The sequence below is a fragment of the Falsiroseomonas sp. HW251 genome (genome assembly GCF_050563545.1).
In the GTDB taxonomy this organism is placed as follows: domain Bacteria; phylum Pseudomonadota; class Alphaproteobacteria; order Acetobacterales; family Acetobacteraceae; genus Falsiroseomonas.
This window is the reverse complement of record NZ_JBNXUM010000034.1, coordinates 40631-60465: the sequence shown is the minus strand read 5'-3', so window position 1 is coordinate 60465 and position 19835 is coordinate 40631. Positions and strand designations below refer to the sequence as shown.

Genomic DNA, 19835 nt, shown 5'->3' with positions numbered 1-19835 from the left:
AAAGCTGCTTAGCGATCACTTGTGCAACAGGCGTCTCGGCCCGTAGTCGGCTGGCCAGAGACTTTCATTCCTGGGTTCCCATCGCTGCTCCAGTCGGTCTTCTCACAACCCGTCTCTCCTCGACGGCGCATCGCGCTGAAGCCCAGTTGGCCGATTTTACCCTCAAGCTTAAGTCGTTCATATTGAATCGTCTGTACCGGAACTGTGCCACGGCAGTTGGACTTCTGATTGCTCAGGCGATACGCCGCACCAACTCTCTCCTGCACCCTCACGCCCGGCAGCCGTCGGCTGTCCGGCTACGCGGTCAATCTTCTCGAGACCCATGTCCGATATCGACCGCGTCTTCGCCCGGCTGGGCGGAGGTCAGGGCGCTCCCAGCGAGCAGCAAGAATTCCGACGCGTTCAACGCAAGGCCGGCGCAGGCAGCCGGGTCGTCGAGGTCGTGCGCCTGCCAGCCAGGGACGTGATGCCACGGCAGCAGCCAACGCAGCGCCAAGACACTCGCGTCCGCGCGCTGAGCTGGGACGACGGCTTCCCGGCCCGCGACGCGCCGCCGCCTGCGCCAGAGGCCGAGCCGGCCAAGGCGCCAGTGCGCGAGCAGGTCCGCCATGTGATCCCGACCTGGACCCGTCTGCGGCCGAAACCCGAACCGGAGCCCTCGCCCGTTGCTCCTGCCGACGCTGCGCAGGTGGCCGTGCAGCCACGAGCGAAGCGCACGCAGCGCAAGCCTGAAGCGACGATCCGACGCGCCGCTGACCCGTTCGACCCGACCGACGACGGCGCGAACCGCTACCGCTGCGAATACCTGATCGAGCCGACGCGCGAGCGGCGTGGGCTTATGACCTGCGCGGGATGTCGCTGAATTTAGCGAGCCGCTCGCCATGCGCAGGGCACCGGAGAACGGAGCATCAGGCACGCCCGAAGCTTCGATCCTCTTCAGCCACCTGTCTTCCGCACGATTCGCCCCCGGGGCATATCGTAGCGATACCTGACGATGCTGCCGTCCAAAAGCATCGGCACTGCCTGCTCGATGACCGGCAGAGGCAGCAGGAACCACTCGCGTGGGCGAAAAGGTTTGCCGAAGCGGTCCAGGATCTCAATGTCCAGGCGGGCGGCATCGAAGAACCGGTGCATCAAGTTCTCAACTCTTTTCGCGTTCAGGTTGACGGTGGCGTAAGTCCGCACCGGCTGAGCAGGACCGACGAGCAGGAGGGCAGCGGGGACAAGTAAGCCGCTCCAGACATCATGCTGTCCGGAGCACGACCTTCCGATCGGATCACGGCATCCGATCGGAGGGTCGTCTAGCCTCGCCGGTACGGGTAACAGGTCATCCGGTCGAGCGAGATGCCGAAATGCCGGGCCAGGCTCTCGATTGCGTCGCCGTAGAGCGGATACGGATCACCGTTGCCGCGACCCACGACGATGGGGCGGAAAGCTGAGGGTGCGCGTGCCTTCACGGGCGGGAGCATCGCCGTGACCAGCGCGTCGCCATTGGCGTCCCGCAGGCTGACAAAAATCGGCATGACGCGCTCGACATGGCTCGCGCGCCTGATGTTCTGCTCGATGTAGGGAATGCCGTCCGTGCTGAACGACTGCGAGGCCTCTTCATACGCGCGTCGGAAATGCTTCTCGACGGCATGGCGCATGAGCTGAGATTCCTGCGCAGCTTCCACCTCGGTCTCGAGGCGGAACCAGGTCTGGCCGGCTGGTGCGTCGCATATGAACTGCATAAGAGATCCCCTGCCTGCGATCGGCACCCAGGCTAACCGTGCAGCAGCTCGGTGGAAACGCTGGTTGGCGTTGCCGCCGTCAAGACCGATCAATTGGCGCGGTTTCCTCCTGGACAGGCGGCTGCGCGCCGTCCGGGTCGTGGGCGATCACGACGTGCCGCGCGCGGGGCGATTGGAAACCACGGCGCGCACCCAGGCGGCCATACGGTCGAGCAAATCATTCATGACTTATGCGTCGCTGCGGCCGGATCTTGCCGGCACGTGGAAGGAGTGGTCGGCCCCGTCCACCTCGATCAGCGTCGCGCGCCGGCCCAGCTTCCTGATAACCGGCCCGAGCTGCGCTGGCTCAGCCAGAGCATCGCGCGTGCCCTGCAGGAACAGCATCGGCAAGCCAATCCGCGCGAGGTGAGTGGCCCGCTCGGAGGACGGCTTTCCCGCCGGATGCAGCGGGAAGCCGAAGAACACGAGACCCCTCGCATCAGGCAACGGTGCCTCGGCCTGCGCATGCGAGGTAGAGCGAAACGGAGGGAAGGCGCTCCCCCGCGGCGGCGAAGTCCGCACGGATCGTCGCCTGCGCCAAGGGAGGCCGATCCGGTCGCTTCGAGCCCGCCTCCATGTAGGGGAACTGAAATCGCAAGCAGGCAATCTGCCGCTGCTCCAGCCCGTCCGCGACGGCTGCCATGAAGGCGTGGTTCATGCCTGCGCCCGCACGGTGCGCCAGGACGAGGCACCCGACCGGGTCGGATGGCGCCTGCAGCAGCCCCGACACGCTGTGCGTCTCGTCAACGCGGATCTTCATCATGCCTCCGACGCTAGCTCTGCACAGCCACCAGCCGCCGCGGCACGCCCAGACCTCCCAGAGTGAAGATCGCGATCTTCAACATCAACAGCGTCAACAAGCGCCTGCCCAACCTGCTGGGCTGGCTTGCCGAGGCGCAGCCCGATGTCGTCTGCCTGCAGGAGCTGAAAGCCGCACAGCACGCGTTCCCGGCGACAGCGATCCAGGCGGCTGGCTACGGGGCAGTATGGCAGGGTCAACCGACCTGGAACGGGGTCGCGATCCTGGCGCCCGGCGTCGCGCCCGTCGAGACGCGCCGCGCCCTGCAGGCGAGCGGCTTACCTGTGGTACTTGCCGGCGACTACAACGTCGTGCCGACAGCGGCAGACATTTACCCATCCCGGTCATGGGACAAGCCGCGCTGCGGAGCCGTCACCCGACCGGGGCTGCCTACACCTTTTGGGACTACAAGCGGGATCGCTGGCAGCGTGATGCAGGGCTCGTGATGCAGGGCTACGGATCGACCGCATCCTGCTGAGCGCGTCACTGCGCGACCGTTTGCGCGATGTCGGTGTCGATTGCGAGGAGCGTGGCCGTGAAGGCGCCAGCGATCACGCGCCAGTCTGGGCCGTCCTCGGCGTCGTGGGTCAGCGGCGTGGCGGCGGACTGCATCGGTAGCCCGAGATCGGTCCGGACGCATCGCCAGGAGAGAGTGCCCTTCATCGGTCGCGCTCTCTTGAGGACAGGCGGCTTCCACGGCATCGGACGGGGCGCACCTTCGACGCGAACGCGGTCTATGCTCCGGGCTGTTGAGGCGGGACTGACGTGGGCACCCGCAGTCCCACCGTTCGGGAGGGACTATCATGGCCGATACACTGAACTGGGATGCCATAGCGGCGGACGTGCTGGCCAACTATGGGACCACTGGACAGTGGTTCTCCACTGGCACGCCGTCTTTCTCGGCGTCGGTAGACTGGAACGCTGTCGCGGCGACCGTCCTCGCAAACCTAACGGCGACGGGGCAGTGGTGGTACTTCGAATTTCCTGCCCCCACCCCGAGTTCCTCCATCGTGCGGGCAAGCACCTCCGCCTCCGGCGAGCAGGCCAATCATGGCGCCGACTCTCCCTCAATCTCGGCGGATGGCACCAAAGTCGCCTTCGCAACATACGCTACCAACAACCTGACCCCGGATAGCGCGGGTGAGTCCGATACGCTCTTCATACACCAGGGCGTCGTGAAAGATTTGGTAACGGGGGCACTCACGCTCGCGAGCACCACCGAAACCGATGCGCCAGGCAGCGGCTTCGACCCCGCGCTCTCAGGGGATGGCGAAAAGGTGGCGTTCGTGACCACAGCCAGACTGGTTCCGGGCGACACGAACGCTACCCAAGACATCTATGTTAAGGACCTGATCACCGGAACGCTCGCACTTGCCAGCACATCGGCCAGTGGCGAAGCGGGCACCGACTTCAGCGGCGGTCCTTCGCTCTCCTATCACGGCACACGGGTGGCATTCACGAGTTATGCCAGCAATCTCGTTCCAGGCGACACGACCCCGGGCGCCGACGTTTTCGTCAAGGACCTCGTCACTGGGGCAATCACCATCGCAAGCACCTCTGCGAGCGGCGACCAGGCCACCAACAGTAGTGGCTATCCCTCGCTCTCGGGCGACGGCGCTAAGGTGGCGTTTGTCAACGTCTCAAGTAACCTCGTCCCGGGCGACACGAACGGCAACCCCGACGTCTTCGTCAAGGACCTGAGCACCGGCGCGATCGTCCGAGCCAACACATCGGCGGCTGACGAAGAGACACATATCTTCGCCGGTTTCTCCGCCCTCTCGCTTTCCGCGAACGGAACCAAGGTTGCATTCATCACGTCGGCCAGCAACCTCGTCCCAGGCGACACGAACGGCGTCGAGGAAGTGTTCGTCAAGGACCTGAACACGGCCGCAATCGTAAGGGGCAGCACCTCGGCGACGGGCGAACAGGCAAATGAGCGCAGCGACCTGTTCACCCCACTCTCACTATCCGCGGACGGGACGAAGGTTGCTTTCCGAAGTGCGGCCACCAACCTCGTGCCTGACTACACAGGCGGGACGTTCAACGTCTTTGTCAAAGATCTGTCGAGCGGTGCGGTTACGCTAGTCAATGTGGCGCCCGATGGTGAACAGGGCAACGGTGGCAGTAGCCACCCGTCGTTGTCGGCCGACGGGACCCGGGTGGCCTTCGAGAGCTTAGCAAGCAACCTGGTCCCGAACGACACAAATGGATCGGGTGATGTCTTTGTCCGCGACCTTGGTGGTGGTGACTTCGCCGTCGAACCAGACGCGGCGCTTAGAGCTGTGCCACTCACTGGCGTGGTCGTGCCGCTATCGGATCCATTTGGCTTCGTCTGATGTCAAAGCTTTGCGGTGCGGCTGCATCCACGATGTTGGGCAATGTCCCATTCGAGCAGAGCGGACCGACACCGTTGCGGGTGATCGTCCGCCTTCCAGACCAGCATACCTATAATGCTCACGACCTCTTGCGGCGCGCACCGGACGAAAGCTTGACGTGCCGCAAGCGATCGAGAGGCCAGTGGTGCTGAGTCGTCCTGCCGGCCCCGACGCCGGCAAGGAAGGCATGGAATGTCAACGATTTTTGGCGATACGCCCGATACACTCTCTAACGGGAGCGGCAAGCGCCAGGTCATCACCGGTGCGGACGGCGCGGACAACGCCATCTACGGCGATGCCTCCGCGATCACCGATCACGCCCGCGGCGGCAACGATGCCCTGACCGGCGGCGGAGCAGGCGCACAGAATGTCATCCTCGGCGACGCGAACGTCATCGTCGGGGAAGGGCGCGGCGGCAACGACCACATCCGCGGTGGTGACGGGGCGGGCACGACGAACGCGCTCTACGGTGACGCCGGCGTGATGCAGGATGAAGCGCGCGGCGGCAACGACAAGATCCAGGGCGGGGACGGCGCCTGGAACTACGGGATTGGGGATGCCGCCGGCATGTACGGCACGGCGCGCGGCGGCAACGACGGCCTGCGTGGCGGCGACAACGCCTACAACGAGCTCTACGGCGACGCCGGCGGTCTCAACGACGATTCGCGGGGCGGGAACGACGTGCTGCGCGGCGGGGCAGGGTCGGAGAACGTCCTTTACGGCGATGCCTATGAGATTCGTGACCGCGCCGTGGCCGGGGATGACGAGGTGGGCGGCGCCAGCGGCGCCGGCGTGTTAAATACGCTCTACGGCGATGCGCACGATCTCTACGACGCCGCGGTCGCGGGCAATGATTCCATGAGGGGCGGCGACGGCGCGACGAATGCGCTCTACGGTGACGCGGCCCAGATCCACGGCTCAGCGGTTGCCGGCAACGACCATCTCCAGGGCGGGACCGGCGCAAACAACACCCTGTTCGGTGATGCCACCTTCGTCGAGGGACGCGGCGGGAACGACGAGATCGAGGGCGGGGTGGACGCGTACAACCTGCTCTTTGGCGACGCCATCTTCCTCTACGGACTGGGCGGGAACGACGACCTGCGGGGCGGGGCCGGCATGGGCGCGACGAACCGCCTGCTAGGCGATGCCGGGATTATTGGGGGTGAATCACGCGGCGGCGACGACAGCATCTCCGGCGGAGACGGCGCCTGGAACTACGCCATCGGGGACGCCGACGTCCTCGGCGGGACGGCGCACGGCGGGAACGACGACCTGACCGGTGGCGTCAATGCCTACAATGAATTCTACGGCGATGGCGGAGGCATCCCCAACAACGGCGCGCTGCGAGACGACGCGCAAGGCGGAAACGACGTGCTTCGTGGCGGAGAGGGAGCGGTCAACGTCCTGTACGGCGATGCCTACCGCGTCCGCGACCGCGCCGTGGCCGGCAATGACGAGCTGACCGGCGGCGGCGCCGGTGCGGCGAACACGCTCTACGGCGATGCACACGACGTCTACAACAGTGCGGTCGCCGGCAACGACCTGCTGCACGGCGCCGACGGCGTGCGCAACATGCTGTTCGGCGATGCCGACCGGCTGGCGGATGCGGCCCGCGGCGGCAACGACGAGCTGCGGCTCGGGGACGGCGGGGAGAACACCGCCTATGGCGACGGGCGCGCGCTCGAGGGCGTTGCGGTGGGCGGGGCGGATCTCGTGGTCGGAGGGTCCTCTGGTGCGACGAACCTCATTTACGGCGACGCCGAGCAGATGATTGGCGGCACACGCGGTGGTAACGACCTGATCTTCGGGGGCAGCGGGAGCAGCGACGCCATAACCTGGAATACGCTCTGGGGTGACGGCGGCTGGATGTTCGATTCTGCGCATGGCGGTGACGACACGATTGTCGGCGGCGACCTAGCACTCGGCTCCATATCGGGCGACGCGGTGTCGCTGTTTGGCCAGGCGACGGGCGGGAACGACCTGCTGATGGGCGGACGCGGCCTGTCCGGCAATGCCGTCTATCTCTACGGCGATGCGGCGGGGCTGATGTGGGACGACTCACGCGGCGGAAACGACGTGCTGATCGGTGCGTCCGGCGACCACGTCAACGTGCTGGTCGGTGATGGCTGGTCCATGTCCGGCAATGCGCGCGGCGGCGACGATACGCTAGTCGGCGCGACGCGCACGACAGACTGGATGAATGGGGATTCGCACGATCAGGTCACTCCCGGCGTCGTCGGCGGGCGCGACCTCTTCGTCTTTGCGCCGCAGCCCGGCACGGACACGGTCTATGACTTCGAGCACGGCAAGGACCGGATTGATCTCACCGCCTTCGCAACCGACGGCGTGCACGGCTTCGGCGATCTCGACATCGACTCCGGCTTTACCATCGTGTTCGGGCCCGAGGATTCGATTGCGGTGGTAAGCAATGCGCCGCTGGAGGAGAGCGACTTCGTGTTCGCTTGACGGCGGGTGGCCCCGTCCGGGCTTCTGTTCGGGAGACCTTGACGCCGTTCGGCGGCGGCGTGGGAACGCTGGTTGCGTGTTCCGCGCGCGACATTATGAAGCGCGGTTCGGAGCTCCCTGAAATAGCCGGGAACCAATGGCGGGTGTCAGCTGTCTATGCTCCGGTCAGTGAGGCGGGATGTACGCCGCAGCCGGGCTGTCCCGCCTCGAAGGGAGGGACGAAGATGGCCGACACCCTGGACTGGGATGCTGTGGCGACGGATGTGCTGGCCAATTACGAGGCGACCGGACAATGGTACTCGAGCGGCACGCCGTCCTTTCCCGTGTCGGTGGACTGGAACGCAGTGGCCGCGGAAGTGCTGGCGAATCTAGAGGCGACAGGTCAATGGTGGTACTTTCAGATCCCGAGCCCCGGCCCAACGGCCGGCGCGGTTGTGAGGACTAGCACCTCAGCGGCCGGCGCGGAGGCTAATGAGCGCAGCTTGGGCGCTTCGCTCTCCGGCGACGGCACCAAGGTCGCGTTCGAAAGTCTCGCGAGCAATGTCATTGGCGACGACCTGAACGGTGCCACGGACGTTTTCGTGAAGGACCTCGTCTCCGGCGGCGTCTCGCTAGTGCGCGCTTCGGCCAGCGGCCAGACGGGCAGTGGCGCTAGCTTCGAGCCATCCCTCTCCTCGGACGGCGGCCTTTTGGCCTTCACCATCGGGAGCTTCCCCTTCACCGAGGTCTTCGTGCAGGACCTTCGGACCGGCGAACTCACGCCGGTCGGCGAAACAGGACGGTCAAGCGGCAGCCCCTCGCTCTCGGCTGACGGCACGATCGTGGCATTCACCAGTTCGCTGGTGACATTCCCCACCGGACCCGTCCCGCCACAGTCGCCGCACGCGCCTCCGAATCCTCCAATGGTGGACACGGATGTCGTGGTCAGGGACTTCGCCACCGGCCGCCTCGTGCTGGCAAGCGCCTCAGAAAACGGGGAGGAGGGGAACGGCCGCAGCTTCCAGCCGGCGATCTCACGTGACGGCACCAAGGTCGCCTTCGTCAGCGATGCCGACAACCTGGTGCCGGGCGACGACAACGGGACGAGCGACGTCTTCGTCAAGGACCTCGTCACGGGTGCGATCACACTCGTCAGCGCCTCCTCAGCGGGCGAGCAGGGCAATAGCGGGAGTCTGCTTCCCTCGATCTCCGCCGACGGCACGCGGGTCGCGTTCGAGAGCTTCGCCAGCAACCTTGTCCCAGGCGACGACAACGGGACGCTCGACATCTTCGTCAAGGACCTGATCAGCGGCGCAGTCACCCTGGCCAGCACCTCGGCCGAGGGCGAACAGGGCAATGGACGAAGTGAATTCCCCTCGCTGTCGATTGACGGGCGCAGGGTGGCCTTCGTCAGCGAGGCGACGAACCTGCTGCCAGGCGACGCCAACACGGCTTCCGACGTCTTCGTCAAGGACCTGGTTAGCGGCGCGATCACCCTCGCGAGCGCGTCGTCGGGCGGAGAGCAGGGCAATGGATCGAGCGGCATTCCCTCGCTGTCAGCCGACGGCAATATGATCGCCTTCGACAGCGAGGCGAGCAACCTCGTACCAGGCGACACCAACGGCGTGCTGGACGTCTTCGTCAAGAACCTGGACGGCGCATTCGCCGCGGGCGCAGCTGCGCCGATCTCCGACACTACGCCGCCCGCGGCCGACATGTCTCCGTTCGGATGAGGCGGCCTGCAGCCCGAGGCGAACGGGCGAGCTTGGGACGCGCGATGGAGCGGGCGGCGCCTCGCGGCGCTCCAACGCAATCACCCTGTCAGAAGGTCGCGCTCCAGGACCCGCGTATCCAGCCTGGACAAGGCGGGTCGGATGCCGCGTCCAGGATCAGAGGAAGACGAAATCTGCTGCGGTGAGACTTGTCACGTTGAGAACTGATACCGTGTTTTCAGCGTCGAAAACGACCCTACTATCGACGGTGCCATTACCGGTGAAATCGCCGCTTGTAATGTCGAGCGTCGCGAAGCTCAGTCCCTCCCGTCGTGCGTGGTGTCGCGCTGCAGCGCCTGGCCGAAGGCGTAGTCGGCGGTGATGAAGAACCAGGCGTCGCCGCCGGTGCGCATCGTCCTCCCGACATCCGTGATTGCCCCTCGGCGCGCTCACCGCGGCGGACCAAGCGCCTCCGGGCCCACCGGGACGAAGCCTTGCCCGCCGCTGTCCGCCGCACCCGGCGTGATATCCGCAGCAGAAAGGTCCCGGCCTCGGTGCTGTCTGTGATCCATGGCTCCCGCCCATGCGTGCCATCATCCGGCGTGAACAGGGCGCGACCGTCGCCGGTGGCGGCGAATGCAATGCTGCGTCCAGACAGCCCAAAGATGCCGGCGCGCCCGGGATTGATGTCGCGTAGAAGATGTGTGCCGTCCGGGGTGCCGTCCGTCACCCAGACCGCTGCGCCCTCCGCCGCCGTGGTCGCGATGTTCAGCACGCGTCCGTCCCCGAACACGAAGAACCCGTAGCCATAGGAGGTACTGCTGTCCTCGCCGCCAGGGTTGATGTCCTTCAGCAACGTCGTGCCCGCGGCGGTACCATTGGTGACCCAAGGCTCCCGCCCGGTCATGCCGCAGCCGAATACACGAGCCGTCCGCCAGCCACAGCCTGCCGCGTTTCGGCCGCCGCTGCGGCACCTTCAGCCCCTCGCGCTGCCAGATCCGCTCCACCCGCTTGCGGTTCACCGTCCAGCCCGCACCTCGCAGCAGCGCCGTGATCCGCCGATATCCATACCGCCCGTAGCGCTTCGCCAACTCGACAATGTCCGCCGTCAGCGCCGCTTCGTCCTCGGCGCCCTGCGGCGCCTTGCGCTGCGTCGATCTGTGCTCCCCCAGCACCGCGCAGGCCTTCCGCTCCGACACGCGGAGCTCACCCACCACATGCTCGACGCAGGCCCGACGCCGCGCGGGGCTCACCATTTTCCCGACGCGGCTTCCTTCAGGATGACCCTCTCGAGCGTCAGGTCAGAGACCGCCTTGCGCAGCCGCGCGTTCTCCCGCTCAAGTTCCTTCAGCCGCTTCACCTGGTCCAGCTTCAGACCGCCGAACTCCGTCCGCCAGCGATGGTAGGTCGGCTCCGTTACCCCGATCGCACGCACCGCATCGGCCACCGTCTTCCCCCGGGCCGATCAGCACCTCCGTCTGTCGTAGCTTCGCGACGATCTCCTCAGGCGTGTGCGCCTTCTTCCGCCCATCCCCGCAACTCCCATCGCTGCCGCCGGACTACATTACCGGCGGACCGCTTCTAGGGGTCAGGTCAGTCGTAGGCAGACACTCCGGCGGATGCAGCCGCGCGTTTGCTCGGCCCGCGATCCCGAGGTTGGCGTGAGCGACTGGGTGGCGGTCACCCATGGATCATGGAAGCGCCGAGACGCTTGCGCGGGAGCCGCGCAGCATGAATTTACGGGAGCCGATATGTCCTGTCTCGGTGATCAGAACCGATCTCGCCGAGGGGGCCAAGGTCATCGCTCGTCATCTTGCCATGGAATCCCAAGGGAAAAATCGGATGACGCCCGCGGCGTAATCCGCAACATTTCGTTCCTACGCCTCCATCAGGTCGAGCCCATGACGGAGGGGGGGCGAACGAACAGGTCGGCTCAGGCCGTGCCTGCAAGCGGGTGTCGCGCCTGCGACTCCCGGGGAAGGGAACGAGATGAAGCAAGAATCCAGTCTGGACCGTCGCGCGTTCCTCAAGGGTGCGGCGGCGGGTGGCGCGGCCGCGTCCAGCATCGGCAGCAGCGCCACGCCCGCCGCGGCCCAAGGGTCGGCACCGCCCGGCGCTGCTCCGCCACCGCAGCCCGCCGCGCCGGGCTACATGTTCCTCCGCTCCGACGAGGCCGCCTTCGTCGAGGCGCTGGTGGATGCGATGATCCCCGCCGACGAATTCTCGCCGAAGGGCACCGACATCGGCATCAACATCTATATCGACCGGGCTCTCGCCTCCGGCTGGGGCAAGGGTGACCGCCTCTACATGCAGGGCCCCTGGAAGACCGGTACCGCCAACCAGGGCTATCAGCTGGCACTGACGCCGGCTCAGCTCTGGAGAGCCGGCATCGAGGCGACCAATGCGCATTGCGAGAAGGCCCTCGGCGAGCCCTTCGACCAGCTTGCCCCGGCACAGAGGAACCAGGTGCTGACGGACCTTGATGCGGGTCGTGTCACCTTCGACGGTGGGCTGCCTGCCCGCGTCTTCTGGGGTGTCGCCTATCAGAACGTGATAGAAGGCATGTTCGCCGACCCGATCTATGGCGGCAATCAGGGCATGGCCGGCTGGAAGATGGTCGGCTTCCCGGGCGTGCTGGAGACCAACCGCAACCGCGTGCTGTCCACCCGCAACAAGCGATACGAGGCGGATCCCGTCTCGATCGCCGACATGTCGTGAGGGAGGGTCGCTGTCATGGCACGCAGGCTTCCTGAAACGGACGTCGTCATTGTCGGGATGGGCTGGACCGGCGGCATCATGGCGAAAGAGCTTTCCGAGGCGGGGCTCAAGGTCGTCGTGCTGGAACGCGGCGCGATGCGGCGACCGGAAGAGGATTTCCAGGTCCCGCATGTTCGCGACGAGCTGCGCTTCAGCAGCCGTACCGACATGATGATGAACACCCAGCAGGACACGCTGACGATCCGCAATACGCCAGACGAAGAGGCCCTGCCGATGCGGCGCCTCGGCAGCTTTTTGCCCGGCGAGGGCGTGGGTGGCGCCGGGGCGCACTGGAACGGCCAGAATTGGCGCTGGGGCGACATGGAGTTGCAGATCCGTACGAAATACGAGGAGAGATACGGCAAGGCGTATATCCCCGAGGACATGACGATCCAGGACTGGGGCGTCACCTACGCCGAGCTCGAACCCTTCTACGACAAGTTCGAGAAGACTGCCGGCGTCTCAGGCAAAGCGGGCAATCTGCGTGGGCAGAAGATCGAAGGTGGCAATGTCTTCGAAGATCCGCGGCAGAACGAATATCCGCTGCCGCCGCTGGAGGATCCGCTGTCGGGCATTCTCTTCGGCGAGGCGGCGAAGGCTATGGGCTATCACCCGCATCCGCGTCCGTCGGCGAATGCGTCGCAGCCTTACACCAATCCCGACGGCGCGCGTCTGGGCGCTTGCCAGTATTGCGGCTTCTGCGAGCGCTACGGCTGTGAAGCCAATGCAAAAGGCAGCCCGAACATCACCGTCATCCCGATCGCGCTGCGCAGCCCCAACGTCACACTACGGACGCATGCCTGGGTGACGAAGGTCGAGAAGGACAACGACGGGCGCAAGGCGACCGGCGTGACATACGTGAACCTGCTGAACGGCGAGGAACTGGAGCAGCCCGCGGGCATGGTCATCCTCGGTGCCTACGGACTCAACAACGCGGCATTGCTGATGTGGTCGGGCATCGGCGAGATCTACAACCCCCGCACCGGCGAAGGGCTTGTCGGCAAGAACTACTGCTACCAGACCGGCACCGGCGCAACGCTGTTCTACGAGGACAAGTTCTTCAATCCCTTCATCGCAACCGGGTCCTGGGGCGTGAATATCGACGACTTCAACACGAACTGGGACTTCGACCGCGGTCCCTTCAACTACATCGGCGGGAGCACCATCACCGCCGGTGGCACGCATGGCCGGCCGATCGAGTATCGCCCCGTGCCCGCCGGCACGCCGCGCTGGGGCACGGAATGGAAGCGCGCCACGAAGCAGTGGTATCAGGGCGCCATGGGCATCGGTTCCTCCGGCAGCGTCATGCCGAACAAGGCCAACTTCCTCGATCTCGATCCCACCTATCGCAATGTCTTCGGCCTGCCACTGATGCGCATGACCTTCGACTACAAGCCGAACGAGGTCAGGCTCACCGAACACATCGCCGGGGTGATTAACCGTGTCGCGGCGACGATGGGGGCGAAGCAGGTCACACAGGCGGGGCCCAGGCGCAGCTGGTCCGCGGTGCCCTACCAGAGCACGCACAACACCGGCGGCACCATCATGGGTACAACCCCTCGGAACAGCGTGGTGAACAAGTATCTGCAGCACTGGCAGCTTCACAACCTGTTCGTCCTCGGCGCCGGGGTCTTCCCGCACAACTCCGCCTACAATCCGACCGGCCCGGTCGGGGCGCTGGCCTATTGGGCCGCAGACGCGATCAAGCAGCGCTACATGCGTCAGCCTGGCCCCTTGGTGCAGGCGTAAGATGACGGTGTTACTCAGGATGACGGTGGGCGCCGTCGCGCTGCTGGCCTCCGCCAGCTTAGCCGAAGCAGCCGACCCCGCCCGTGGCCAGGAGCTGTTCGCGCTCTGTCAGGCCTGCCACACCCTGAATGGCGAGAACGGCACCGGTCCGACGCTGAAGGGTGTCGTCGGACGGCAAGCCGGCGCGGTCGCCGGCTTCCGCTACTCGCCGGCGATGCGGCGCGCCAACTTGGTGTGGGATGACGCCAACCTCGAACGTTTCCTCGCCGATCCGCAGGACGTGATTCGCGGTAACCGCATGCCCTTTGACGGCGTGCCGAGCGCTCAGGATCGCGCCGATATCGTCGCTTACCTGGATCAAGCCGCAAAGTAGCGGCAGGGCAGGCCCTGTCCGATCGGGCAGGGCAGCCTTGCCCTCACCCCTCGCGCAGCAGCGCCGGGCCTTCCACCTCCAGCCGATCCACGGCGACGTCCCGGGTCCCGCTCAGTTGCTCGACCGGTGCCCAGAACCGGGCGGAGTGGTTCATCCCCCCTGAGATGCGCGACCTCATGCGCGACGACTTAGTCGGTTAGAGTCTCGTGCCGGAACTCTGAATCAGTGGGGGATTCCGGCGCGGAGTTGGTTTGTGATTCACCATGGCCGGAGGTGAGCCATGGCGCACTCGCAGGACATTCGGCGTCGGGTTTTGGAAGCGATGGCGCGCGGCATGGCGTGCCGTGCGGCGGCCGAACGGTTTGCGGTGGGCGTGAGCACGGCAATCCGCTGGACGCAGGATGAGCGCGCGCCGCCGACGCGGCGGCCCGGTCGTCCGGCTGGCCGGGGGCGGCTGCCAGATCAGCTCCCCTCTCTGGTTGCCGCCGTCGAGGCGACGCCGGATATCACCATGCCCGAACTGGCGGAGTGTCTGTTGGCCAAGCGTGGCGTGACGGCGCACCCTTCCTCGCTGTCGCGCCTGCTCTGCCGGGCCGGGTTCTCATACAAAAAAAGCGCTGATGGCCGCGGATCTCGCGCGCCCCGACGTCGCCGCGCGGCGCAAGGAGTGGATCGAGCAGCGCCAGCCCCGCATGCGACGCGAGCCCGGCCGCCTCGTCTTCCTCGATGAGAACGCCGTCAACACCAAGATGACACGCCTGCGTGGTCGCGCTCGCCGCGGCCAGCGTCTGCGCGCGCGTGCTCCCTATGCCAGGTGGGGCACGCAGACCTTCATCGCCGGGCTGCCGGCCGACCGCCTGGTCGCGCCCTGGGTGATCGAGGGTCCCATCAACCGCACCAGCTTCAACACCTACATCGAGACCCAACTCGCCCCGACGCTCTCGCGCGGCGATGTCGTGATCGCCGACAACCTCTCCGTCCACGACAGCGCCGTCGCCAAGGCCACGCTGCGCCAGCGCGGCGCCTGGTTCCTCTTCCTGCCGCAGTACTCGCGGCTCGGCGCTCGCCGCGATAGCTGGAGGGGCTCCTGCGGAATTGCACGGAGGCAGCCTTGCCTAGAGCATCGTGCCGTTGATCCGGTGCGTATCCTGCCGTCCTGAAGTAGCTCCAGCACTCGCTTGGGCTGTAGAGGTCGCAGACCTCCCGGTATACGCCCTCGCCATCGCGGGCCTGCACGGTGGGCGTCGCAGAAAAGGGCGCCCCCCGGCTCTGCCCGAGGGCGAGTCCAGCGGGCAGCTCGAGCGCGCCGGCCAGCGCCAGGCGCCACAGTGTCCTATCGCGCATCGCCTCAGCTCCCCATCACGCGGCGGTGCAGCCGCTCGGTCGCGTCATAAGCGGAGAGCACCGCGCCCTCCTGCCACGCCGGCAGGTAGGAGGCGTGCTCGCCGGCGAGCACCAGTCGGTTGTCGATGGCGCAGAGGTTGTCGTAATGCGCCGCGCGCTTCTCCTGCGTCCAACTCCCCGCGCAGCCGAGAGTCCAGGGCACGCGGTGCCAAGCGACCGACACGCCGGTCTCGAACTCATCACGGTAGGGTCGGCCGTGGATGCGCTCACCCCAGTCCAGGCAGTGGCGCACGCAGTCCTCCGGCGGCATCGCCGAAAGCTGGAAGGCGTAAACGCCGCCGGAGGGATAAGCCCCGAGCAGCACGCCCTTGCCGCCCGACATGACGCCGTGAGGGATAGGAGATCAGCGAGTTCGGTAAATCGGTGTAGGGAATGCCGCCGTAGATCTGCTCGTCCTGCTCCCAGAATCGCCGCCTGAACTGCAGCCCGACCTTCGCCGACGCGTCATACGGGATGCTGTCGATGGCCGCGCGCATCGCGGGGCCCACATCCATTTCCGTCTGGCTCAGCACGGTCATTGGGATGGTGCAGACGCACCAGTCGGCCGTGGTCTCGATAGGGTTGCCGCCCTGCGCCGCATCGACATGCAGGACGCGTACGCCGCGTTCCGACTGGCGGATCTCGATCACCTTGCGGCCCAAGCGGACTAGCTCCGGTCCGAGCGCCCGAAACAACGCCTGGCCAATGGCGTCCATGCCGCCGACCGGCTGGAACATCGTCATCTGGAACTCGTAGAGCATGCCGTTGGCGAGCGGCGAGCGATACGGGTCCACGGTCTCCACAAGGCGGCGTCGGATCTTGTCGATGTCCCAGCGGCCGTCCGGCTCGCGCGCGATGCGGTCGGTCTGCTCGGCCTTGCACAGCGCAGTCTCGGTGATGCCGATGCGGCGCGCCGCCTCGCGGGTGAATGCGGTCAGCTCCGGCATGGCGGCGACCTCCCGCCGTGCGCGATGATGACGCGGGCCTTTTCAAACGCCGAACACCGGACGCGCTTTGAACGAATGGACTCGGCATCTCGGGACACGCCTGCGTAGACTTCCCCTGCCGGGACACCAAGACATCAAGGGAGGTGCCTGTGCCGCTCTATGAGATGCGCTGGATGTTCAAGGACAGCACCGTAAAGTCGCTGGCCGACCGACCCCAGGACCGCGAGGCGCCCGCCCGCGAATTGATCGAGGGCTTCGGTGGCAAAATGCACCACTACTACTTCATGCTCGGTGAGTACGATGGACTGGCCATTGTGGAGTTCCCCGACAACGTCTCCGCCGCGGCAACGAGCATGCGAGCCTCCGCGTCGGGCGCCTTCGCTCGCTTTGAGACGCACCCGCTCATGTCTGCACAAGAGGCGCAGAGCGCGATGCAGATGGTGAAGGATCGCTCCGTCTCTTACCGCGCCCCCAACACCTGAAGCGCATCGAGGTCGGGCACCGGTCCTCCGTTGCCCGACCTCACCGCGGATCAGTCGTTGATGCGGTACACTGTGTAGTGGCCCCGGGCGCCCTCCTGGTTGGGGCCGACCTGGCGGACCCGCTCCAACACCTCGACCGCGATGCCTGGCGCTTCTTCAGGCCCGCGAAGAAGCCGCGAACCGTGTGCTGCTGCCACCCGGTCGCCTCGCCGATCTAGGCGACCGTCTCCCCGTCGGGCCGACGCAGCATCGCCAGCACCTGCTCCTGCTTCGTGCCCTGGCGCGACTTGCGCGACGCGCCTGGCTCGCGGGTGGCGCGCGCCGGCTTCGCCAGCATCTCGCGCAGCACAGCCATCGCGTCCGTCAGGACGTAGCGCTGGTTGTCCTCGTCGCCCCAGGCGTCGAGGACGCGCCGCGCGCCGTCGCGCAGGCTCGCGCGCGGGGCGGGCGTGGGCGTGGCCTGGGCGCTTCCGGCGCCGGGGTGTTCTTACCCTGAGGCGCCGGCTCCTCCACGTCTGTGGGCGCCGTGTCGGCCGCCGTCGCGGCGGCGCGGCGCTCGGCGTTGCGGCGGGCGATGGCGCCGGCGCTCTGCTCATCCTCCTCCGGCGTGTCGCCCGCGTTCGGGTCGATGCCAACGGCGCGAAGCCCATCGTCGGTGAGCTTCAGCAGCATCTCGTCGCCATCCACCGTCCGCTTCGCATGCGCGTCGTAGGCGGGGCGGTGCACCCCGATCACCAGGTCAGTCTTGAGCAGGGCCTTCGCCACCGGTTGCCGCACCGCGGTCGGCAGCCGCTCGGGCGGGTAGGCCAGGTGCTCGGTATGCCGCGCGGCCGTCTCGAGGATCGCGCGTTGGGTCGCACGTCTCGAGAGTCACTTTATGGGGCCGGCGCCGACAGCTTCACCGGGTGGCTCAACAGCCACATTAGGGCAGTGAGCCCCATCGGGCTGCCGCACCTGGTGATCGAACGGGACGGCCCCTTCGGCGTTCTCGGACCAAACAGATAATCGGTCGAGCACCGCCACTGAAAAAGCGGCGGCGTCGGTCGTCTGCGAGGAGACGATGGATCCGCTGATGACGAACGACCCGTTCGTCGGTCCCTGGGTGCGCTATGCTCACCTCTGGACGCGCCTGATGCATTTCTGGTCCGGCGCCTGGATGCTTGAGACGCGCACGGTTCGGGCGAGGGTGCGCCGATGAGTGGAGGGGTCGCAGGCACAGACGAGGGCTGACCATTGCTCAGCGGCATTCGGTCAATCACGCGCGCTTAGATCTAACGCAGACCCTGGACAGACTAACCTCCGACAAACTGGCTCGCGAAGCGTTCCCGCAGCTTAGCTTTCTGGATCTTCCCTGTGGCGGTGTGCGGTATCTCGTCACCAGACTTGATCACGTCCTTGCTGCGGTCGACGATCTGCATGTAACCGGCAGCGTCGATCGTCGCGACGTCGCCCGTGTCGAACCAGCCGTCTGACGTCAGCGCGTCCTGTGCGGCGCGGAAATAGGCTCGTGCCACTGCCGGGCCGCGGACCTGGAGGTTGCCGAAAGCCACTCCATCCCACGGCTTCTCCGCACCGTCGTCACCGACGATCCGCACGTCCACGAGACAGGACGGGAAACCTTGCTTCCTCTGCAGACCGATCTGCCCTTCCGCATCGAGCCGCGCAGTCGTGGGCTTTGTGCTGCAGAGCGTGCCCATGGGTGAGGTTTCCGTCATGCCCCACGCGTGGACAACCCGGACGCCGCGGCTCGCAAAGGCTTCAGTCAGTACGCGCGGGCAGGCGGAGCCGCCGATAACGACGCGCCCCGAGGTGTAGCAGAGCCCAGCGGCCGTGTTCTCGCCGAAAGCCGCCCAGGCGAAGTCGCCATCCGCCTCCGCGAGCCAAGACCCGTAGTCCACCGCGCCGGGCAGCGATGTCCTAGGCATGTGCTCGGCGTCGGTCAGAACAACGTAGCGGCGGATATGTGGCAGTTGCGGCGCGCCGAACACCGCCTGAACGCCTGGATGGGCCGCGAATGGTCGGGCGTGCTGACCTACGCCGACCAGCGCGGCCGCGATGCCTTCGACTTCGATCCCATTGCCAGTCCCTACCTGGAAATCGCGGACACCTTCATCGTCAGAACGCCGTACTCGCGGACGGTGATCGCGGAACTCCGCGAGGTGCCCTGGTCGAGTTGGGACCCTGCCCTGAAGGCGTGGCGCGTGCCCTTCCGGTCCATCGAGGATCTCCGCAAGCACTGGCCGGCGATTGAGGACGCTGCGCGCCACGCCGAACCCAAGGAGCGGCGCCGGCGCGCGGAAAGTGAGAAAGCCTCGCCTGAAAACGAGAAACGGAGAGTCGAAGCCACCGAGCGCCGTCGCAAGTGCTATCCGGTGCCGGACGATGCGCCTCCCCCACTGGACCAGGTGGTCACGACCCATGCGGGATGCCTGGTGTTCGAGGAGATCACCGGCGAGATCGTCGAGGCCGAGACGGTGGAGCGCTTCTACCCCGGCGTTCAAGCAGGCTCGGGGACGCTGATCTGGTCGACCTGGCATCGGCCGTGCCCCGCTTCTCTGCGAACCTGCTGGCGTTCACCACAGAGATGATGTCCGAGAGCCTGGAATACCGGGCGTGCCGGTGCCTTCTGGGACGCGTGGGCGCGATGCTCGGGACGGGCATCAGAGCGCCGAGATGTAGGAGCCGACCAGATGAGCCCTTGGAGATGTCAGTGTAGGAGGAGGTCTTCAGGGCCTGCGTCGCTGCGCGCCGAGACCCTGAAGACCTCCTCCTATCGTCCTTTCTGTTACCCGCTGGCGAAGCAGGCAGCCGGCGTGTCGGCTTGGAGGGGCGCCCGATCGACCTCGCGAACGGCCGATTTCCTGCGGCAGCCACGGTCAGGCGGGGTTGGGCGTCGTCGGTCAAGGACGCTTGGGCTCCAAGAAAACTTGTCGCCGAGCTCGGCGTCGGCGGCTTGATGATGCCCAATCTAGTGGCATGCCCACGAAAACGCCCCGCGCTGGCGAAAAAAGTTCAAGCTGCCATGCCGCGCGTCCGGGCTGGCC

General features: G+C 66.4%; 24 protein-coding genes and 1 pseudogene. 12 read left to right on the top strand and 13 right to left on the bottom strand.

Annotation, left to right across the window (positions count from 1 at the left end):
• Positions 1-322: 322 nt before the first annotated feature.
• Positions 323-862 (top strand): hypothetical protein, encoded by a 540-nt coding sequence (locus ACLF3M_RS29375; protein ID WP_430660565.1) that lies wholly within the window; start codon positions 323-325, stop codon positions 860-862.
• Between the two features lie 74 nt (positions 863-936).
• On the opposite strand, the gene ACLF3M_RS29370 is transcribed toward ACLF3M_RS29375, so the two are convergent.
• From ACLF3M_RS29370 to ACLF3M_RS29355, 4 genes are all read right to left on the bottom strand, one after another.
• Positions 937-1185, bottom strand: coding sequence for a GIY-YIG nuclease family protein (locus ACLF3M_RS29370; protein WP_430660564.1), 249 nt, complete (start codon positions 1183-1185; stop codon positions 937-939).
• Between the two features lie 116 nt (positions 1186-1301).
• Positions 1302-1823: a hypothetical protein gene (locus ACLF3M_RS29365; RefSeq protein WP_430660563.1), complete on the bottom strand. Its 522-nt coding sequence runs from the start codon at positions 1821-1823 to the stop codon at positions 1302-1304.
• 135 nt (positions 1824-1958) lie between these two features.
• Positions 1959-2195, bottom strand: a complete 237-nt coding sequence (locus tag ACLF3M_RS29360) for an alpha/beta family hydrolase (RefSeq protein WP_430660562.1) — start codon at positions 2193-2195, stop codon at positions 1959-1961.
• A 13-nt stretch (positions 2196-2208) separates the two neighbouring features.
• On the bottom strand, positions 2209-2532 hold the full coding sequence (locus ACLF3M_RS29355) for an alpha/beta family hydrolase (RefSeq protein WP_430660561.1): 324 nt from the start codon (positions 2530-2532) through the stop codon (positions 2209-2211).
• A 59-nt stretch (positions 2533-2591) separates the two neighbouring features.
• Between ACLF3M_RS29355 and ACLF3M_RS29350 the strand changes: the two genes are divergently transcribed.
• Positions 2592-3014, top strand: coding sequence for an endonuclease/exonuclease/phosphatase family protein (locus tag ACLF3M_RS29350; protein ID WP_430660560.1), 423 nt, complete (start codon positions 2592-2594; stop codon positions 3012-3014).
• A 37-nt stretch (positions 3015-3051) separates the two neighbouring features.
• Here the strand turns inward: ACLF3M_RS29350 and ACLF3M_RS29345 are convergent, their stop codons facing one another.
• Positions 3052-3180 (bottom strand): hypothetical protein, encoded by a 129-nt coding sequence (locus ACLF3M_RS29345; protein WP_430660559.1) that lies wholly within the window; start codon positions 3178-3180, stop codon positions 3052-3054.
• A 191-nt stretch (positions 3181-3371) separates the two neighbouring features.
• On the opposite strand from ACLF3M_RS29345, the gene ACLF3M_RS29340 reads away from it, so the two are divergent.
• From ACLF3M_RS29340 to ACLF3M_RS29330, 3 genes are all read left to right on the top strand, one after another.
• A complete protein-coding gene (locus tag ACLF3M_RS29340; protein ID WP_430660558.1) occupies positions 3372-4904 on the top strand; it encodes a TolB family protein in 1533 nt (510 codons plus the stop codon).
• Positions 4905-5135: 231 nt separating this feature from the next.
• Entirely contained in the window at positions 5136-7409 is a 2274-nt protein-coding gene (locus ACLF3M_RS29335) for a beta strand repeat-containing protein (RefSeq protein ID WP_430660557.1), read from the top strand.
• 224 nt (positions 7410-7633) lie between these two features.
• A complete protein-coding gene (locus ACLF3M_RS29330; protein WP_430660556.1) occupies positions 7634-9121 on the top strand; it encodes a TolB family protein in 1488 nt (495 codons plus the stop codon).
• 854 nt (positions 9122-9975) lie between these two features.
• Here the strand turns inward: ACLF3M_RS29330 and ACLF3M_RS29325 are convergent.
• Positions 9976-10599: pseudogene (locus tag ACLF3M_RS29325) on the bottom strand (IS3 family transposase); the annotation flags it as partial.
• 490 nt (positions 10600-11089) lie between these two features.
• Here ACLF3M_RS29325 and ACLF3M_RS29320 point away from each other — a divergent pair.
• The 3 genes from ACLF3M_RS29320 to ACLF3M_RS29310 are packed head-to-tail and all read left to right on the top strand — an operon-like array spanning position 11090 to position 13979.
• Positions 11090-11818, top strand: coding sequence for a gluconate 2-dehydrogenase subunit 3 family protein (locus tag ACLF3M_RS29320; protein ID WP_430660555.1), 729 nt, complete (start codon positions 11090-11092; stop codon positions 11816-11818).
• Positions 11819-11833: 15 nt separating this feature from the next.
• Positions 11834-13606: a GMC family oxidoreductase gene (locus ACLF3M_RS29315; protein ID WP_430660554.1), complete on the top strand. Its 1773-nt coding sequence runs from the start codon at positions 11834-11836 to the stop codon at positions 13604-13606.
• Between the two features lies 1 nt (position 13607).
• Complete coding sequence (locus tag ACLF3M_RS29310) at positions 13608-13979, top strand: c-type cytochrome (RefSeq protein WP_430660553.1); 372 nt, start codon at positions 13608-13610, stop codon at positions 13977-13979.
• Between the two features lie 43 nt (positions 13980-14022).
• Here ACLF3M_RS29310 and ACLF3M_RS29305 read toward each other — a convergent pair whose 3' ends face one another.
• Positions 14023-14157, bottom strand: a complete 135-nt coding sequence (locus ACLF3M_RS29305; protein WP_430660552.1) for a hypothetical protein — start codon at positions 14155-14157, stop codon at positions 14023-14025.
• Between the two features lie 442 nt (positions 14158-14599).
• Here ACLF3M_RS29305 and ACLF3M_RS29300 point away from each other — a divergent pair, with 442 nt between their 5' ends.
• Positions 14600-15139, top strand: a complete 540-nt coding sequence (locus ACLF3M_RS29300) for a transposase (protein ID WP_430660551.1) — start codon at positions 14600-14602, stop codon at positions 15137-15139.
• A gap of 188 nt (positions 15140-15327) precedes the next feature.
• Here ACLF3M_RS29300 and ACLF3M_RS29295 read toward each other — a convergent pair whose 3' ends face one another.
• Positions 15328-15705, bottom strand: coding sequence for a flavin monoamine oxidase family protein (locus ACLF3M_RS29295; RefSeq protein WP_430660550.1), 378 nt, complete (start codon positions 15703-15705; stop codon positions 15328-15330).
• On the bottom strand, positions 15590-16309 hold the full coding sequence (locus ACLF3M_RS29290) for a flavin monoamine oxidase family protein (RefSeq protein WP_430660549.1): 720 nt from the start codon (positions 16307-16309) through the stop codon (positions 15590-15592). The genes ACLF3M_RS29295 and ACLF3M_RS29290 overlap by 116 nt, the downstream gene beginning before the upstream one ends.
• Before the next feature lie 149 nt (positions 16310-16458).
• Here ACLF3M_RS29290 and ACLF3M_RS29285 point away from each other — a divergent pair, with 149 nt between their 5' ends.
• Positions 16459-16791, top strand: a complete 333-nt coding sequence (locus tag ACLF3M_RS29285; protein ID WP_430660548.1) for a GYD domain-containing protein — start codon at positions 16459-16461, stop codon at positions 16789-16791.
• Between the two features lie 40 nt (positions 16792-16831).
• Here ACLF3M_RS29285 and ACLF3M_RS29280 read toward each other — a convergent pair whose 3' ends face one another.
• From ACLF3M_RS29280 to ACLF3M_RS29270, 3 genes are read right to left on the bottom strand one after another with little or no spacing between them, the layout of a single operon-like run.
• Positions 16832-17005: a DUF3489 domain-containing protein gene (locus ACLF3M_RS29280; protein ID WP_430660578.1), complete on the bottom strand. Its 174-nt coding sequence runs from the start codon at positions 17003-17005 to the stop codon at positions 16832-16834.
• Complete coding sequence (locus tag ACLF3M_RS29275; RefSeq protein WP_430660547.1) at positions 17006-17146, bottom strand: hypothetical protein; 141 nt, start codon at positions 17144-17146, stop codon at positions 17006-17008.
• An 8-nt stretch (positions 17147-17154) separates the two neighbouring features.
• Complete coding sequence (locus ACLF3M_RS29270) at positions 17155-17556, bottom strand: hypothetical protein (protein ID WP_430660546.1); 402 nt, start codon at positions 17554-17556, stop codon at positions 17155-17157.
• A gap of 307 nt (positions 17557-17863) precedes the next feature.
• Here ACLF3M_RS29270 and ACLF3M_RS29265 point away from each other — a divergent pair, with 307 nt between their 5' ends.
• Positions 17864-17989 (top strand): hypothetical protein, encoded by a 126-nt coding sequence (locus tag ACLF3M_RS29265; RefSeq protein ID WP_430660545.1) that lies wholly within the window; start codon positions 17864-17866, stop codon positions 17987-17989.
• Between the two features lie 94 nt (positions 17990-18083).
• On the opposite strand, the gene ACLF3M_RS29260 is transcribed toward ACLF3M_RS29265, so the two are convergent.
• The gene (locus ACLF3M_RS29260) at positions 18084-18779 is read right to left on the bottom strand and encodes an AMP-binding protein (RefSeq protein ID WP_430660544.1); all 696 of its coding nucleotides are present in this window, start codon (positions 18777-18779) and stop codon (positions 18084-18086) included.
• On the opposite strand from ACLF3M_RS29260, the gene ACLF3M_RS29255 reads away from it, so the two are divergent.
• Entirely contained in the window at positions 18762-19379 is a 618-nt protein-coding gene (locus tag ACLF3M_RS29255; RefSeq protein WP_430660543.1) for a hypothetical protein, read from the top strand. The genes ACLF3M_RS29260 and ACLF3M_RS29255 overlap by 18 nt on opposite strands.
• The last annotated feature ends 456 nt before the right edge of the window (positions 19380-19835 follow it).